Origin of the sequence: Marivirga arenosa, assembly GCF_030503875.2 — a bacterium.
GTDB lineage: Bacteria > Bacteroidota > Bacteroidia > Cytophagales > Cyclobacteriaceae > Marivirga > Marivirga arenosa.
Genome location: NZ_CP129968.2, coordinates 1464133 through 1479639, shown reverse-complemented (window position 1 = coordinate 1479639; position 15507 = coordinate 1464133). Strand labels below are relative to the sequence as shown.

General features: G+C 32.2%; 16 protein-coding genes. 10 read left to right on the top strand and 6 right to left on the bottom strand.

Annotation, left to right across the window (positions count from 1 at the left end; all coding sequences use genetic code 11):
- The first annotated feature begins 15 nt into the window (after positions 1 to 15).
- Positions 16 to 1026 carry a DUF3667 domain-containing protein gene (locus QYS47_RS06410; RefSeq protein WP_302127197.1) on the top strand — a complete coding sequence of 337 codons (1011 nt, stop codon included), beginning with the start codon at positions 16 to 18 and terminating at the stop codon, positions 1024 to 1026.
- A gap of 8 nt (positions 1027 to 1034) precedes the next feature.
- Here QYS47_RS06410 and QYS47_RS06405 read toward each other — a convergent pair whose 3' ends face one another.
- Both QYS47_RS06405 and meaB read right to left on the bottom strand, forming a co-directional pair.
- The gene (locus tag QYS47_RS06405) at positions 1035 to 3236 is read right to left on the bottom strand and encodes a choice-of-anchor B family protein (RefSeq protein ID WP_322348093.1); all 2202 of its coding nucleotides are present in this window, start codon (positions 3234 to 3236) and stop codon (positions 1035 to 1037) included.
- 6 nt (positions 3237 to 3242) lie between these two features.
- Positions 3243 to 4232, bottom strand: a complete 990-nt coding sequence (gene meaB, locus QYS47_RS06400) for a methylmalonyl Co-A mutase-associated GTPase MeaB (RefSeq protein ID WP_308357310.1) — start codon at positions 4230 to 4232, stop codon at positions 3243 to 3245.
- A 136-nt stretch (positions 4233 to 4368) separates the two neighbouring features.
- On the opposite strand from meaB, the gene QYS47_RS06395 reads away from it, so the two are divergent.
- Positions 4369 to 5643, top strand: a complete 1275-nt coding sequence (locus QYS47_RS06395) for a CHASE2 domain-containing protein (protein WP_322348092.1) — start codon at positions 4369 to 4371, stop codon at positions 5641 to 5643.
- Between the two features lie 10 nt (positions 5644 to 5653).
- Positions 5654 to 6580 (top strand): hypothetical protein, encoded by a 927-nt coding sequence (locus tag QYS47_RS06390; protein WP_308357312.1) that lies wholly within the window; start codon positions 5654 to 5656, stop codon positions 6578 to 6580.
- A gap of 49 nt (positions 6581 to 6629) precedes the next feature.
- Here the strand turns inward: QYS47_RS06390 and QYS47_RS06385 are convergent, their stop codons facing one another.
- Positions 6630 to 7310 (bottom strand): Crp/Fnr family transcriptional regulator, encoded by a 681-nt coding sequence (locus tag QYS47_RS06385; protein WP_322348091.1) that lies wholly within the window; start codon positions 7308 to 7310, stop codon positions 6630 to 6632.
- Between the two features lie 138 nt (positions 7311 to 7448).
- Here QYS47_RS06385 and QYS47_RS06380 point away from each other — a divergent pair, with 138 nt between their 5' ends.
- The 3 genes from QYS47_RS06380 to QYS47_RS06370 are packed head-to-tail and all read left to right on the top strand — an operon-like array spanning position 7449 to position 9104.
- Entirely contained in the window at positions 7449 to 7988 is a 540-nt protein-coding gene (locus QYS47_RS06380; RefSeq protein ID WP_302128650.1) for a CopD family protein, read from the top strand.
- Between the two features lie 2 nt (positions 7989 to 7990).
- Positions 7991 to 8656, top strand: a complete 666-nt coding sequence (locus QYS47_RS06375; protein WP_407660360.1) for an SCO family protein — start codon at positions 7991 to 7993, stop codon at positions 8654 to 8656.
- The gene (locus QYS47_RS06370) at positions 8646 to 9104 is read left to right on the top strand and encodes a c-type cytochrome (RefSeq protein WP_322348089.1); all 459 of its coding nucleotides are present in this window, start codon (positions 8646 to 8648) and stop codon (positions 9102 to 9104) included. Before QYS47_RS06375 ends, QYS47_RS06370 begins: the two co-directional genes overlap by 11 nt.
- A gap of 1 nt (position 9105) precedes the next feature.
- Here QYS47_RS06370 and QYS47_RS06365 read toward each other — a convergent pair whose 3' ends face one another.
- The 3 genes from QYS47_RS06365 to recA all read right to left on the bottom strand — a co-directional run bounded on the left by QYS47_RS06365 (position 9106) and on the right by recA (position 11345).
- The gene (locus QYS47_RS06365; RefSeq protein ID WP_302127203.1) at positions 9106 to 9504 is read right to left on the bottom strand and encodes a hypothetical protein; all 399 of its coding nucleotides are present in this window, start codon (positions 9502 to 9504) and stop codon (positions 9106 to 9108) included.
- Positions 9505 to 9565: 61 nt separating this feature from the next.
- Complete coding sequence (locus tag QYS47_RS06360; RefSeq protein ID WP_322348088.1) at positions 9566 to 10180, bottom strand: DUF3267 domain-containing protein; 615 nt, start codon at positions 10178 to 10180, stop codon at positions 9566 to 9568.
- Positions 10181 to 10310: 130 nt separating this feature from the next.
- The gene (gene recA, locus QYS47_RS06355; RefSeq protein WP_308357317.1) at positions 10311 to 11345 is read right to left on the bottom strand and encodes a recombinase RecA; all 1035 of its coding nucleotides are present in this window, start codon (positions 11343 to 11345) and stop codon (positions 10311 to 10313) included.
- A 102-nt stretch (positions 11346 to 11447) separates the two neighbouring features.
- On the opposite strand from recA, the gene QYS47_RS06350 reads away from it, so the two are divergent.
- From QYS47_RS06350 to QYS47_RS06335, 4 genes are all read left to right on the top strand, one after another.
- Positions 11448 to 12575: a hypothetical protein gene (locus QYS47_RS06350; protein WP_302127204.1), complete on the top strand. Its 1128-nt coding sequence runs from the start codon at positions 11448 to 11450 to the stop codon at positions 12573 to 12575.
- On the top strand, positions 12576 to 13610 hold the full coding sequence (locus QYS47_RS06345) for an aminopeptidase (RefSeq protein ID WP_322348087.1): 1035 nt from the start codon (positions 12576 to 12578) through the stop codon (positions 13608 to 13610).
- A gap of 112 nt (positions 13611 to 13722) precedes the next feature.
- Entirely contained in the window at positions 13723 to 14412 is a 690-nt protein-coding gene (locus tag QYS47_RS06340) for a response regulator transcription factor (RefSeq protein WP_308357320.1), read from the top strand.
- Positions 14413 to 14415: 3 nt separating this feature from the next.
- On the top strand, positions 14416 to 15501 hold the full coding sequence (locus tag QYS47_RS06335; RefSeq protein ID WP_302127207.1) for a sensor histidine kinase: 1086 nt from the start codon (positions 14416 to 14418) through the stop codon (positions 15499 to 15501).
- Positions 15502 to 15507: the final 6 nt, after the last annotated feature.

Here is a 15507-nt window from a genome sequence, read left to right as displayed (position 1 = left end):
TAATTGAAAGTAAAATTGAAAGAGAACCATAAGTGTTTAAACTGTGGTGAAGAACTAGATTCATCGCAAAACTTTTGCCCAAATTGTGGGCAGGAAAATTCAGATAAAAAATTACCTATAGGTGAGTTTTTAAAAGACTTTTTCTCGAATACCTTAAGTTTTGATACTATTTTATTTAAAACGATAAATCCCTTCTTATTTAGACCGGGCAAGCTAACAAGAGCTTTTAATGAAGGGAAAAGAAGAAGATATATTAATCCTATAAGATTATATCTCATCTTTTCTCTTTTTTACTTTTTTATGATTGGGTTAACAGTTCCAAAAGATTTTCTTGATTCAAGTATTCGATCAGTTTTAAATCAAAAAGAAATATTAGACTCTGCCAGAATCGGTAATTTAGACAGTGCTGGAATCCAAGCAATCGTTCAGAAAACTAAAACTCCAGATAGCCTAGTTAAAGAAATAGAAAAAGCCAGTAAAAAAGTTAAAGATTCAACTGACCGATGGGCAACATTAAAATATTGGGCAGATGACAACACTTTAAATGATCAAGAATTTGAAGCAAATTTAGACTCTATTGGGTTTGATCAAGATCTGTTTGAAACTAAAATAATCAGATCATTCATCAATAATTCCTCAATTTTTACTTATCAAGCAGTTCGGAACCTTCCTTTGATGATGTTTATCTTTTTACCGATTTTCGCACTCATATTAAAGTTACTTTTTTTCAAAAAGCGGTATTATTATATCGAGCACCTAATTCACGGTTTACATTTGCATGCTTTCGCCTATTTCATATACGGATTGGGAATATTAATCATTAGTCTTTACCCCACAATCGATGGTACGGTTATTTTTGTAAGCTTTATATGGGTTAGTACTTACGCATTATTTTCCATTAAAAAACTCTATAACAACGGATGGTTCAAGTCCTTTTTAAAGTTTATCATTCTAGGAGTATTCTATGGCTCATTATTAGTCTTTGGTTTTTTACTAGAACTATATATATCTCTTATTAGCCTATAATGATTGAATCATTGCTTCACAATCTTTTTAACTGAGTACTCGCCTGATTTTGTAGTGATGACAAAAAAGTAAATTCCAGTTGGCCAATTAGAAACAGGAATAGATAAAGTTTCTAATTGGTTTTTTTTATACATCGTTTTCCCTGTGGAAGAGATTATTCGATACTCTTGAATAGTACTTTTAGAATTGAATTCGACATTCAAAACATCAATTACCGGATTAGGAAAAATATTAAGTTTTTCATTCAATTCATTCTGATTACTCAATATGGAAGCATCAATTATCATAGTGGTAGATTTAGTTCCACAGTCATTGAAAGCTGTTAAAGTAACCTCATAAGGACCTTCGGAATCATATTTATAAACTGGATTAGCTTCATTACTAATGTTAGATCCATCTCCAAAATCCCACTCATAAGCATCGGCATTTGTACTTATGTTGATAAAAGAAATCTCTTCCTCTTCAACAGAAACAATAAAATCTGTGAAAGGCAAACAGTTCGATAAGTTTAAATCATATACATATTGAGAAGTGCCACAACTATTAGTTGCAGTTAATATAACTTCATAGGTTTTAGCTTCACTGTATGTATGAATAGGACTCACTTCATTTGAAATCTCCGAACCATCGCCAAAGTCCCATTCATATGAATTTGCCGCTATTGAATTATTATCAAAACTTACAATTAAATCATTTAACTCTGTAGCAAAAATGGCTTTTGGCATACCATCGTAATAATTAGATAAGTAGGAAACATATTCGGAACCATTGGTTAAGGATATCTTGCATCTAAACTTTATTTCATTTAAACCCTCTAATTGGGGATTAATAGTAAGCTGCTGTGTATTAACTCCATTATAATTATCATCCTCGATTAAATCTATAAATCCTTCAGAGGTTAAAGCCTGCCATTGAAATTTATCCACTTCGCTACTGGCTACTGAAATTTCAACAATTAAGCTCGGATTGCTACCGCAAGATGTAAAAAAAGGATGTTGTGTAAAGATATCTGAGAAGTTAGGTTGCACTATAAACAAACCGTTATTAATATCACTTACAGCAACAAAACCGCTTTCAAAATAAGGATAATTACTCCAAGAGCCATTAAATGATGTATTTTCGGATTGAGGAAAAGTATCGAAATAAGCCATTTCTCTCAATTCACCATCTGCAACTCTTTTAGAATCGAGTATTATAAGTCCGTTGGTATAATTCGACTGATAAACCATGTTGTCTTTAATGTATAAATTATGATCTATAGCCATTCGTTCTGAAAAGTATTGTGTAATCAATTTCGGATTATCGAGATCCTTTACATCCCAAATTAAAGTACGAGTTCGGATTCCTCTATTAGTTTCATCCAATTCGTCATTTGAAATTAAATATTGATGATCTTCCGTTAACCATGCTTGATGTGAATAACTCGATTCAGGATAACCTTGCTTTGCAAGCAATTTTGTTTCTTGCTTATTTTCAACATTCGCTATCGTTATGGTATTTTCATTAGCATTGAAACAAATCTCTTTACCTTGGTAATCAACGTCAGGGCCTTGATAAATTACGCACTGAGCATCGTGAGTATAGCGATCAGCATCAAAACAACCTGCGAACTTTGGATCTTTAGGATCACGTATGTCTACAATATGCAAACCACCCTGTCCGCAATTATTTGAGGCATTTCTTGCTCCTACTATATAAGCAAAACCCGTTAACTCATTGATTACAACATTATGGGCACTGGAAACTCCATCATAATGTGCATCTTCGTCAAAGACCTTTGGTAAATTTTTAGTATCTCTTAATCTTGTTAAATCAAAAACTTGCATGCCGTGCCCTGCATTATTATCTGCTACAACAAAGGCATGATCTTTATATACTTTAATATCTCTCCATGAACTTGAATTACCCGTATGACTTGCCAACCTTCCTACAATTATGGGCTCAATAGGATCAGAAATATCAACGAATACTACCCCATTCACTTGCCCCATTAAAACATATTCTTTAGCCGTTTCAGGATCAGTCCATCCCCAAATATCATTACTTTCAATACCTGATGAAGCCGATAATTCTTCATTTGAAATATTAGCTAATAAGTCAATCTGATTACATGCATAACCACCAGCACTCCCATTTTCACATGGGGTTTGACCGAATGAATTAATTGTAATAATTAAAAATGCTATTGCGGATAATAAACATTTAATCATGATAGTTCAATTATAATATTGGTTCAATAAGGTTCTTGCAGCTTGAACGGAATGTTTGGTTCCATTTCTAACTTCAGCTTCAAATTTGCTTAATTTTTCCAGTATTTCGGGACTTTTGTAGAAGTTTCTTTTCAGAAAATGGTGAATCGTCTGATGCATCCAATGTATGGCCTGATCTTTTCTATTTTCATCAAAAAAGCCAGTCTCATTTTGTTCTTTATGAAACTGCTCAAGCAGCTCTAAAATCTCACTTAAGCCGTCATCTTTTATGGCAGAACAAGTCTTTACCTTAGGATTCCATCCATTTTCGTTAGCGGGAAATAAATGAAGTGCATTCTGATATTCTTTTTTTGCTTTTTTAGCAGGTTCTACATTTTCGCCATCTGCTTTATTAATAGCAATAGCATCGGCCATTTCCATTATTCCTTTTTTAATACCCTGTAATTCATCGCCAGCACCAGCAAGCATCAAAAGTAGGAAGAAATCTACCATGTTTTTCACTGCAGTTTCTGATTGCCCCACTCCTACCGTCTCAATAATAATAAAATCATAACCTGCTGCTTCACAAAGCAACATCGTTTCTCGAGTTTTATGAGCTACTCCCCCGAGGGCATCACCAGATGGCGAAGGTCGGATAAAAGCATTTGATGACCTGCTTAAGGTTTCCATTCTCGTTTTATCTCCTAAGATACTTCCTCCTGTTTTCTGGCTGGAAGGATCAATAGTTAACACTGCTAATTTCTTTCCTGAATCAATTACATGTTTTCCAAAAGATTCAATAAAGGTGCTTTTCCCTACTCCAGGGACTCCAGTTATCCCTACTCTGAAAGAATTACCAGTATGCTCATATATTTCATCTATTAACTGAGCCGCTAATTCATTATCACTATCTAAAGTGCTCTCAACTAAGGTTATAGCCCTGCTTAACCCAACACGATCACCTGATAAAATCCCTGATTTATATTCTTCTAATGAAAGTCGCTTTCTTCTTTTCAAGACATCAATACGTTTAAAAGCTAAAAGTTAATATGCAAAATGTCCAAATAACAATAATTTTGTATATAATTGTTAAATTCAATAAATTATTATAATTTTACTATTCTTGTAAAAAGTTTAATTATTTCAATACTAGATGAATCGTAACATTTTACAAAATCGCTGGATTGATTCTCTTTTAGCTACTATTTTTATTTTTGTAGTAATTAGAGGATTATCGTCATTTCTAGCCATTTTTGAAGCGATTGATGTAGTAGGAGAAGCACTAGATGATGTTGAATTCACGGATGTTGTCTATTCAAATTTACGAGAAGCACCTCCAGCTGAAGATGATATTGTATTAGTTAACATTGGAAGATTACCTAGACCAGCCATCGCCAAACAAATTGAAATCATTAATAAATACAAGCCCAAAGTAGTAGGTTTGGATACTTTCTTCCCTTACCCAAAAGGACCCGATCAAGATACAGCATTAGCCAGAGTTCTAACAGAAGTAGAAAACTTAGTAATGGCTTCAAAAATGTTGAATTTCAATGAAGAAACTGCAAGTTTTGATTCATTGAGGATCTCTGCTCCTGCCTTCCGGTTTAATGCAGATTTTGCCTTCGCCAATTTAATCACAAGCGAAGGTGTTCAGCAAGAAGACGTTAAAACCTGTAGATCATTTAATCCATTACTTCCTATTCAGGATACTACGCAAATGTCAATTGCTGTTCGAATAGCTTATTATTATGCACCTGAAAAGGTTGAAAAGTTGTTAGCAAGAAATAATGAAATAGAAACCATAAACTATAAAGGCAACTCTTTAGGATCTTTGTCAAATTTTGCAACTACTTTCTTTGCTTTAGATTGGTATGACGTTTTAGATGAAAATTTTGTACCTGAAATGATTGAAGATAAAATAGTAATCTTTGGTTTTTTAGGGGAGCAGTTTGGAGATCGATATAATATTGAGGATAAGTATTACACACCATTAAATCAAAAATATGCAGGTAGAGGTGAGCCCGATATGTATGGGGCAGTTATTCATGCAAATATTATTTCAATGATCTTAGATGAAGATTATGTTTATAAATTAGATGAATCTACCCAATTTATAATTGCATTTATTTTATGTTATTTAAATGTATTTCTATTTATGTGGGTATATTACGCATTGAAAAACTGGTATGATGGCATTACGAAAGTTGTACAGCTATTAGAATTATTATTAATAATTGGTGTTATGATATATAGTTATCATTTATTCAATTGGAATTTAGAGCTGACACTTGCCATGGGAACAGTAGCAGTAGTAGGTGACTCCTTAGAGGTTTATAATGGAGTAATCAAAAATATGTTTACTAGGGAGGGTCGTAAGGAACTTTTTAGTGTTGGAAAAAGAAATAAGGACGAGATAGAAATCAATTAAATTAATTATTATGAAATCTTTTATCAAAATTTTAGTCGTAGCACTATGGCTAGGTAATTATGCTGCTAACGCACAGAATTATGTTTTTAAAGTATTAGCAAATAAAGGAGACAACTCAGTAAAAGTGGAAGGTGCAGAATGGACCAAATTAAAAACAGGTCAATCACTTAATGCTGGAGATGAATTAAAATTATCTGAGGAAGCCTATTTAGGCTTAATGCATAATTCTGGTAAAACACTAGAAGTAAAAACGCCAGGTTCTCATACAGTATCTGGCTTAGCAGCAAACCTAAAAAGTAAGAACTCAAGTGTTGCCAGTAAATATGCTGATTTTGTAATGAATAAAATGAGCGATGACGGTAGCAGCGGAGACTACAGAAAAAGTTTAGGTGCTACTGGAGCGGTTGATAGAGCTTTAGCAAGTGGTGCTTCTATAAAAATAATGGCCCAAAGCTCAAGTGAAATTATAAATGATAAAGTGATTTTAAGATGGAATGAGCCTAAACAAGAAGGAGAAGTTGAAAAGTTAGCATATGAATTAACTTTCACTAACTTATTTGATGAAACGATTGCAACTGAAACAGTTGATAAAACATCATATCTCTTAGATAAGACTAAAGCACCTTTTAAAGGACAAAACTTTATCAAGGTAAAGGTTAAAGTAAAAGGTGAAGATTTAAAATCTGATGATTATGCCATCACAGAAAAACCAGAGGAAGAAACTGCTGAAATAAAATCTACATTAAGTCAATTAAAAAGTGAAATAGAGGGAGAATCTGCTATGGATAAATTAGTAATGGCAGCTTTTTATGAGGATAATGACTTATTATTAGATGCACTAACCGCTTATGAAGAAGCTATTCAAATGGCTCCAAATGTACCCATATTTGAAAAAGCCTACGAGGATTTCTTAATCAGAAATGGTTTTACAAACTGATAAAAACTAACTCCTAATTAAAAAGGAAGTATGAAAATGCTTCCTTTTTTTATGCTAATAATTCAAGATCTCGAATTAAGATCTGTCTTCTGTCAAAATTAATAATATTCTTATCTCTTAATTCATTTAATACTGTGGTAACAGTTTGGCGCGAAGTACCTGTTAAAGCAGCTATATCTTTATGAGTAAAATGACTTTTAATCATGGTTTCAAAGCCAACTTTCTTTCCTTTTTCATCAGCCTCGTCTTTTAAAAATTCAATAATTCTAGTTCTGGCATCTTTAAAAACTAATGACTCTAATCTTCTCTCGGTTTTTCTTAATCTTAACCCAATAAGCTTTAGCATTTTAAAGCTTAAAGGTTTATTGTTAGCCATCAAATTTTGCATATCCTCTAAAGTCATAGGACACACTGTGGTACTTGCGTCTAGTGCTTGCGCATAATCTTGTCTTTTTTCTTCTCCTGTCAATGCTAATTCTCCAAATATCTCTCCTTTAGTTAAAATTGCTTTAACTGATTCTTTCCCGTCTTCTAAATATGACCCAATTTTTACCCTCCCATCAGCAATCATATATATAGTATTCGATGCATCTTCAGGAAAATAAATAAACTGATTCTTTTTAAAATGAGTCATTGGATGGTCATCTTCCATACCTTTTACCTTGTGAGGACATAAAACATTAAAAAGATCTACATTTTCAAAAAACCATAATTCGCTAGAATCAGCCATAAACAAAGAAAATTACTAAATGTGATTTTTGTTACCAATAAGAACTTTATACTTTACGATTACAAACAAAAATATGTTCATATTCATTACTTTTGCAGCATAGTCAATTATAAGCAAATGGCATTTTAACTTACATTTATAATGTACCTCTATATAAAATCTTTACATATCATCTTTGTAGTCACTTGGTTTGCTGGTCTATTTTATATTTTACGACTATTCATCTATCAAACTGAAGCACTTCAAAAAAAAGAACCAGAAAGAAGCATATTACATGAACAGTTAAGTAAAATGTCACGATTATTATGGTTTGTAATTACTTGGCCATCAGCAATTATTACTTTAATTTTAGCCACTTCCCTTTTAGTATTACAGCCCTTTTGGCTTCAACAGCCTTTCATGCATATTAAGTTAAGTTTTGTATTTCTGCTATATCTTTACCACATTTCATGTCATTATATTTATAAAAAGTTACAAAAAGGAGAGGTGAAATTTTCTTCAACTCAACTGAGAATATGGAATGAAGTCGCAACACTTTTTCTAGTTGCCGTTGTATTCTTAATAGTATTGAAAAACGAATTGAATTGGATATGGGGAACAATTGGCTTCATTGGGTTTGGAGTATTATTGATGGTTGCCATAAAAATCTATAAAGCTTTAAGAGAAAAAAAGAATTAATAATGATGAAAATGATTAAATCCGTTATTGCATTATCAGCTGCAAGCCTTATTCTATTTGCTTGTGGATTTGAAAACCAAAAAAATAAAAAAGCTGAATTCCCTGTTTTGGGAAGAAAAGAATATATTGAAAAGATTGTAGATGGGCAAAAAGTAATTGATACGGTTGATCATACAATTCCTGACTTTAAATTAGTAAATCAAGATAGTAATTGGGTGACTCCTGAATCATTTGAAGGTCAGGTATATGTGGCTGATTTTTTCTTTACCTCCTGCCCTACCATTTGCCCAACTATGAAGAAGGAAATGCTAAGAGTTTATGAAGCCTATAAAGATAATCCTGAAGTAGGAATCATCTCACATTCAATAGACCCAGAATATGATACAGTAGCCTTATTACATGACTTTGCGGAAAAATTAGGCGTAGAAGCACCAAAATGGCATTTCGTTACTGGAAATAAAGAGGACATCTACGAATTAGGTCAAAAAGGATATATGGTAACTGCCATGGAAGATGAAAATGAAGCCGGTGGTTATATTCACAGCGGTGCTTTTGTATTAGTTGATAAAGAAAGAAAGATCAGAGGTGTTTATGATGGCACAAAATCAGAAGAAGTTGATAAATTAATTACGGATATCGATTTACTCCTAAAAACCTATGAGAAATAAATTCTATTTAGCAATTGCCTTTATAATATTATTGTCTGCTTGCGGTAGTTATGAAGAGTTTAAAAACTCTGCAACAGCAAATTATTCTGATGCTAAAATGCAGAAATTTGCTAAATATATGATTCAAGGCAAACAGCTGTATACAACACATTGCAGTAACTGCCACCAAGATAAAGGAGAGGGTTTAGGAAAACTTTTCCCTCCTCTGGCTAACTCAGATTATATGCTTGAAAATATTCCAAGAACTATATGTGGAATTAAAAATGGAATAAAAGGAGAAATTAAAGTAAATGGTAAAACGTATAATCAAGCAATGCCGGCTTTAAGTAGACTTACAAATCTGGAAATAGCTGAAATATCTACTTATGTTTACAACAGTTGGGGAAATGAGAAAGGTATGGTAGAAATAGAAACAGTTGAAAAGGTTCTTTCCAACTGTTCTAATTAAATTATTTTAAATACTCTTCTGCTTCAGAAATACTTTTATTCATTTTTTTGCTCACTTCCGAAATTGATAACTTTTGTTCGTTTAGATATTCGATCTTTTCTTCTTCTGTCAAATTCTCCATTCTAGGATCATAATTACGCATCCAGTTCATCATGGCTTTATCAGCCTCCTCCAGTGAAATAATTAATCGCTGAATTTCTTCATTAGATTGGGTGCTATCCATTTCATTTCTTAGTGATTTTTTAAGTTTCATGATATCATCCATTTTAGGCATTACTTCATCATGAATCGCAATGGTTTCAGATTTCAACTTTTCAATATCTGCTTCCTTAGAACCACAAGCTACAATAAAAAAGGCACTCAATAGGATCAGACTAAATTTTACAAGAATTAATTTCATTTTCAATTTAATTTTAAAGTTCATTCTGAGAACGATTAAAATTAAATCAGGGTTGGTAAAATCATTCTATATTCTTGTAAAAAACGGCACGCTCATCCTGACCAATATGTAAATAACTATTGTGATGTTTATATAAATAAGAACAAACCGCTAAATCTTTTAATGCATAAAAAGAATGAAAAATAGATAAAGACTGTAAAAGCAAAAAAAGAACATTGTTAAAGAAAAATGATAATGTAAATGGGGTGACTGAAAATAATAGAAATGCGACTAAACTAATTACATAATAATTTTTCTTGCTTAATACAAAATCAGATGAATAGATGTTAAACCTTAATAACCTTTTACTCCACTTAAACACTACCTTTTTCGCTCCTAGCAATTTGTAAAAAAATGAATGTATAAACTCATGCAATATAGGAGTAACTAAAAGAGAAAGAAGTAAGCCTCCGATAATTCCAATTATCCAAATTCTAGAATTTAGTAGCATTAAATTGAAGGCAAAAATCGAAATTAGAAAAGCTACTAATAAAGAGCCTAAATAAAGCCAAAATATTATAGTAACAGGATTAATTCTTCTAACAAAAGTAGCCATAAACAAAAGCCAATCGTTCCCATTCAAAACGGTTAAGATACTTTTATATTGACTATTCTTCTTAATTAACTCTGTATTCATTTACTTATAAATGTAAAATAAATTTTAAAAGAATATTCAATATCTATGTTAAGCTTTAGTGAACTTTACAAAAAAAAGCAGCTGCATAATGCAGCTGCTTTTGATTCCATTTTTTAAATTATTTCTTTTTCTATTTCTTTTTTGTTTTTGGTTCTGCTTCTTCTAAATCTTCACCGTTTATTTTAGCTCTAATTTTTGTCTCTAATTCTTCCATCAACTCAGGATTATCTAAAATTAAAGATTTAACAGCATCTCTACCTTGCCCTAACTTATTATCCATATAAGAGAACCATGAACCTGCCTTTTTAATCACATCTAATTCAACCCCTAAATCAATGATCTCACCAACCTTAGAAATTCCCTCACCATACATAATATCAAACTCAACCACTTTAAAAGGAGGAGCTACTTTATTTTTCACAACCTTAACCTTAACTCTGTTTCCTGTAATATTATCTGGCCCCTCTTTTATACTCCCAATTCTTCTAATATCTAATCTTACAGAAGCATAAAATTTCAATGCATTACCACCGGTTGTAGTTTCAGGATTACCGAACATAACCCCAATTTTCTCTCTTAACTGGTTAATAAAAATACATGCACAGCCTGTTTTACTAATAGCACCCGTTAATTTTCTTAAAGCCTGAGACATCAATCTGGCTTGAAGTCCCATTTTGCTATCCCCCATCTCGCCTTCAAGCTCACCTTTAGGTACTAAAGCTGCTACGGAATCTACTACCACAATATCTAATGCTCCGGAGCGAATCAAATGTTCAGCAATTTCTAATGCTTGCTCACCACTATCAGGTTGGGAAATCAATAAATTCTCAGTATCAATCCCTAATTTTTCAGCATACGATTTATCAAAAGCATGCTCAGCATCAATTATTGCTGCCATTCCTCCCTTCTTCTGAGCTTCAGCAATACAATGCATAGCTAAGGTCGTTTTACCCGATGATTCAGGACCATATACCTCAATCACTCTACCTCTGGGAATTCCACCAATACCTAAGGCTATATCTAAACCTAAAGAACCTGTTGGGATTGCAGGAACATCGACTACTTTCTCATCACTCAACTTCATTACAGAACCTTTCCCGTAAGTTTTATCGAGTTTATCAATTGTTAATTGTAATGCTTTTAATTTTTCGCTTTTTTCGCTCATCTTTTATTAATTGTATAGGGCTAATGTGTAAATTGCTGCATCGAATTTAGCAGGAAAAGAAACAATTGCCAAATGCTATCTAGTCGCTTTAGAACTAAATTTATGCAATTCAAATTTATTAATGTTTCTCTTATTATTATAGTTATTTGTATTAATCCTTTATTAGCACAATTAGACAATTCTGGATTTGAGCAAAAAATAGAAATTGACAGTACATTAGATGATCCTTTCAGTTTTAATTTAAGAGTGCTAGCCTTCAACAAAAACAATGAGTATTTTAATGAAATTGTAAAAGGATATACGCTATTCGGCACTCGATTTATACCTAGTATTGGATACCAATTGCATGAACAAGTAAATCTTCAGGCAGGTATTTTTTTACAGAAAGATTTTGGAAATAATAATTTAACCTATTCCATACCCTATATCAGCATTCTTTACAATTGGAATAATAGTCAACTTATATTCGGGAATTATAACGGATCAATACATCATAAAATGTTAGAACCGCTTGAAGATTTTGAAAGGCTAATGGTTGATCCTCTTGAAAATGGTCTTCAGTATTTATATAATACTGATAAAATATTTTTTGATGCATGGATTAACTGGGAGAAAATGATTTATCAAGATTCTCCTTTCAAAGAAGAAGTATCAGGAGGAGTTGTAGGTAGATATGATTTCTATCAAAAACATAACAACACTTTAAGTTTTCATTATCAATTCAGAGGTTATCATAGAGCAGGACAAATTGATGCACTCAGAGGGCAACCATTGGTTACACGTTTCAACAATGCATTTGGATTTTCTTACGAAAGGAAAAATAAATTTGATTTTTTTGAGGGTCATAAACTGGAAGGATATTTTCTCCATTATATAGATGACAGTAGAGAATTTAGACTTCCGTTTATTCAAGGATATGGCTATTATCTAAATGGTACAATAGAAACTAAAGTAGGTGATTTTATGCTGAGTTATTGGAAAGGAGATCACTTTTATTCCTATAAAGGCGGTAGGATTTACCAATCATATTCCACTGATCCAAACTCTAGATTTTTTGAAGATCAACGCGAACTATTGATTCTTAGAGTTATGAATGAATTTCAAATCGGTGAATCTTCTACTTTGCTGCTTCGTTTTGAACCCTATTGGGATTTCGGGAATAAAATATTTGAATTTTCCCACGCAGTTTACTTTAATATTTTCAAAACCTTGCCCATAACGAATAAATAATTGAAATCAGTTTTCAGAAAAATTATTCTAATAACTTTCATCATTATATCCATTTTCTTGATTTGGAAATGGAAACTTGTGGTTTACGGTTTTCATCAAGCAAAAGGACAGCTGTCAATCATGTATTATGCTGAACCCCTTGATAATTATTTAACTGATAAATCTTACCCTGATTCTTTAAAATCAAAAATACAGCTCGTAAAAAAAGTAAAAGAATTCGCTCAAAACAGTTTGGGTTTTGAAGCTAATGGCCAATATGAAAAGATGTATGACCAAAAGGGCAAAGAATTAATGTGGGTAGTTACTGCAGCATTACCTTATCAATTGGAAAATTACGAGTGGAAGTTCCCTGTATTAGGAAAAGTAGCTTATAAAGGCTTTTTCATAAAAGAAGAAGCTGAAAAATTAGAGAAGGATTTAAGGCACAAAGGCTATGATACTCGATTAAGAACTGCAGGAGCCTGGTCAACATTAGGATGGTTAAATGACCCATTGTTAAGTAATGTTTTGAATAATACTGATGGCAGATTGATTGAATTGATTTTACATGAACTTACGCATGATGAGGTTTTTATAAGAGATAGCATTGATTTTAATGAAAACTTAGCCTCTTTTTTCGGTCAGGAATTTACCAAGCTATATTTTAAAGAAGCGAACTTAACTCAAAGTGAAGAATACAAAAATTACCTAGATCAACTAGAAGACAGACATCTTTTCAATCGATTCATAAATAATTACTTAAATAGATTCGAAAACTTTTACAGAAAAATTGAAGGATATAGCGTTGTAAAAAAGGAAAATCTCAAATATCAATTTATTGAAAAATTCAAAAAAGAACTATCTGAACAGCCTTTTAAAAATGTGGAATACAAAAATTATGTACAAACTGAATTGGATGTGAACAATGCTTTTTTACTGTCATATAAAAGGTATAGTGGAAATTACTATACATTGAAAAAGCAATTAGAAGAAAGTTTTAATGGCGACATTCTTAAAATGTTGAATTATTATCAGAATAATTTTAATTCTTTATAACAAATGTATCTTAAAGTTTAATTAGATATTAAGAAATTGTTATTACCACATTTATCGCTTAATTTATAGATATTTTTAGCGAATTTAGCCTAAAACAAAATCTTAAATAACCATGGGAAACAAGCAAAACCATAGAGTGCTTGTCGTTGACGATGAATCAGACATCTTAGAATTACTAGATTATAACCTTACAAAAGAAGGCTATGAAGTAAAAACTGCAACTGATGGTAAGTCTGCAATTGAAAAAGCAAAGAAATTTCAACCACAGCTTATACTATTAGATATTATGATGCCTAATCAGGATGGTGTTGAAACTTGTAGGCAATTAAGAGAAATCCCAGAAGCTGCAAATGCTTTTATCATTTTTTTAACGGCTCGTTCAGAAGAGTATTCGGAAGTAGCAGCCTTTGAAAATGGCGCTGATGATTATATTACAAAACCCATCAAGCCAAGGGCTCTAATGAGTAGAATTAACGCTTATTTCAGAAGAGATGTTAAAAAGCAAAAAGATAGCAATAAAATCAACATTGGAGGATTGTCCATTGACCGCACAAGTTATACCGTAACAGTTGATGGCAAACAAGTTTCCCTGCCTAAAAAAGAGTTTGAATTACTTTACTTCCTTGCTCAAAATCCTAATAAAGTATTTAATAGAGATGATTTATTGCAAAATATTTGGGGTTCAGACGTATATGTTTTAGCGAGAACAGTGGACGTACACGTTCGTAAAGTAAGGGAAAAAGTAGGTGAAGGCTACATTTCAACTGTAAAAGGTGTGGGCTATAAATTTGATATGGATTAAAATATGCTTTTTAATTCTAGAGGTGTTTCAATTTTATTGGCAATATCAATTGCCATTGTAACTACTGCTTTTCTAAGTTTATTGGAAGGAGTAAGTAATATAGCATTAATACTTACTTTCATATTATCCTCCTCCTCAGCTTATTTACTAATTAGTATAGTATTAGAATTTCTTTTCTTTAAAGAGATTAACAAGCTTTATGAGGTTTTCAATAAACTAGGAGAAAAAAATTACTCTTTCGTGAATGACATGAATGATCAAAAGTCATTAAATCCACTTCGTAAAATTAATCAGGAAATCTTTAGCTATGCAGCTAATAAACAACAAGAAATTGATGAGCTAAAACGAATGGCTACCTACAGAAGAGAATTTTTAGCAGATGTTTCACACGAACTTAAAACGCCAATTTTTGCGGCACAGGGCTTTGTTTATACACTTTTAGATGGAGCCGTTAGTGATAAAAAAGTGAGAGGTAAATTTTTAAAAAAAGCAGCCAAAAGTTTAGATGGTCTTGAAATGTTAGTGAATGATTTGCTAACACTTTCTCATATCGAAGCTGGTGAAATAAAAATGCATTTTGAAGAAATTGATATCTATGCTTTAGTTCAAGATGTATTTGATCAATTTGAAGGGAAAGTAGATAAGAAAAATATTATTCTTCAATTTGACAAGGATTATCAATCCCCTATTCACGTCATAGCCGATTATCAACGTATTTATCAAGTAATCGTAAATTTGATCTCCAATGCGATCAAATATTCGGATGAAAATACCGAAATTGTGGTCGGTTTTGAAATCAGTGATAAAGATGTAACGGTTGCGATTCAGGATCATGGAGCAGGAATTTCACCTGAACATATCAAGAGGATCTTTGAACGCTTTTACAGAATTGATAAAAGTAGATCAAAAGAAAGAGGTGGTACAGGTTTAGGCTTGGCAATTGTTAAGCACATAATTGAAGCTCATGGCTCATCTGTATCTGTTACTAGTACATTGGGCAAGGGCTCTCTGTTTAGTTTTAAACTTCCTGTTAAAAAAGCTCCAGAGCCTTACGTTCCTATTGCTGAAGAAGAATCGGAAACCGATTAAATTTAT

Coding starts and splice junctions, on each gene's coding strand:
- QYS47_RS06405 (WP_322348093.1), bottom strand. CDS start 3,236: ATGATTAAATGTTTATTATCCGCAATAGCATTTTTAATTATTACAATT.
- QYS47_RS06395 (WP_322348092.1), top strand. CDS start 4,369: ATGAATCGTAACATTTTACAAAATCGCTGGATTGATTCTCTTTTAGCT.
- QYS47_RS06390 (WP_308357312.1), top strand. CDS start 5,654: ATGAAATCTTTTATCAAAATTTTAGTCGTAGCACTATGGCTAGGTAAT.
- QYS47_RS06385 (WP_322348091.1), bottom strand. CDS start 7,310: ATGGCTGATTCTAGCGAATTATGGTTTTTTGAAAATGTAGATCTTTTT.
- QYS47_RS06375 (WP_407660360.1), top strand. CDS start 7,991: ATGATGAAAATGATTAAATCCGTTATTGCATTATCAGCTGCAAGCCTT.
- QYS47_RS06370 (WP_322348089.1), top strand. CDS start 8,646: ATGAGAAATAAATTCTATTTAGCAATTGCCTTTATAATATTATTGTCT.
- QYS47_RS06365 (WP_302127203.1), bottom strand. CDS start 9,504: ATGAAATTAATTCTTGTAAAATTTAGTCTGATCCTATTGAGTGCCTTT.
- QYS47_RS06360 (WP_322348088.1), bottom strand. CDS start 10,180: ATGAATACAGAGTTAATTAAGAAGAATAGTCAATATAAAAGTATCTTA.
- recA (WP_308357317.1), bottom strand. CDS start 11,345: ATGAGCGAAAAAAGCGAAAAATTAAAAGCATTACAATTAACAATTGAT.
- QYS47_RS06350 (WP_302127204.1), top strand. CDS start 11,448: ATGCAATTCAAATTTATTAATGTTTCTCTTATTATTATAGTTATTTGT.
- QYS47_RS06340 (WP_308357320.1), top strand. CDS start 13,723: ATGGGAAACAAGCAAAACCATAGAGTGCTTGTCGTTGACGATGAATCA.
- QYS47_RS06335 (WP_302127207.1), top strand. CDS start 14,416: ATGCTTTTTAATTCTAGAGGTGTTTCAATTTTATTGGCAATATCAATT.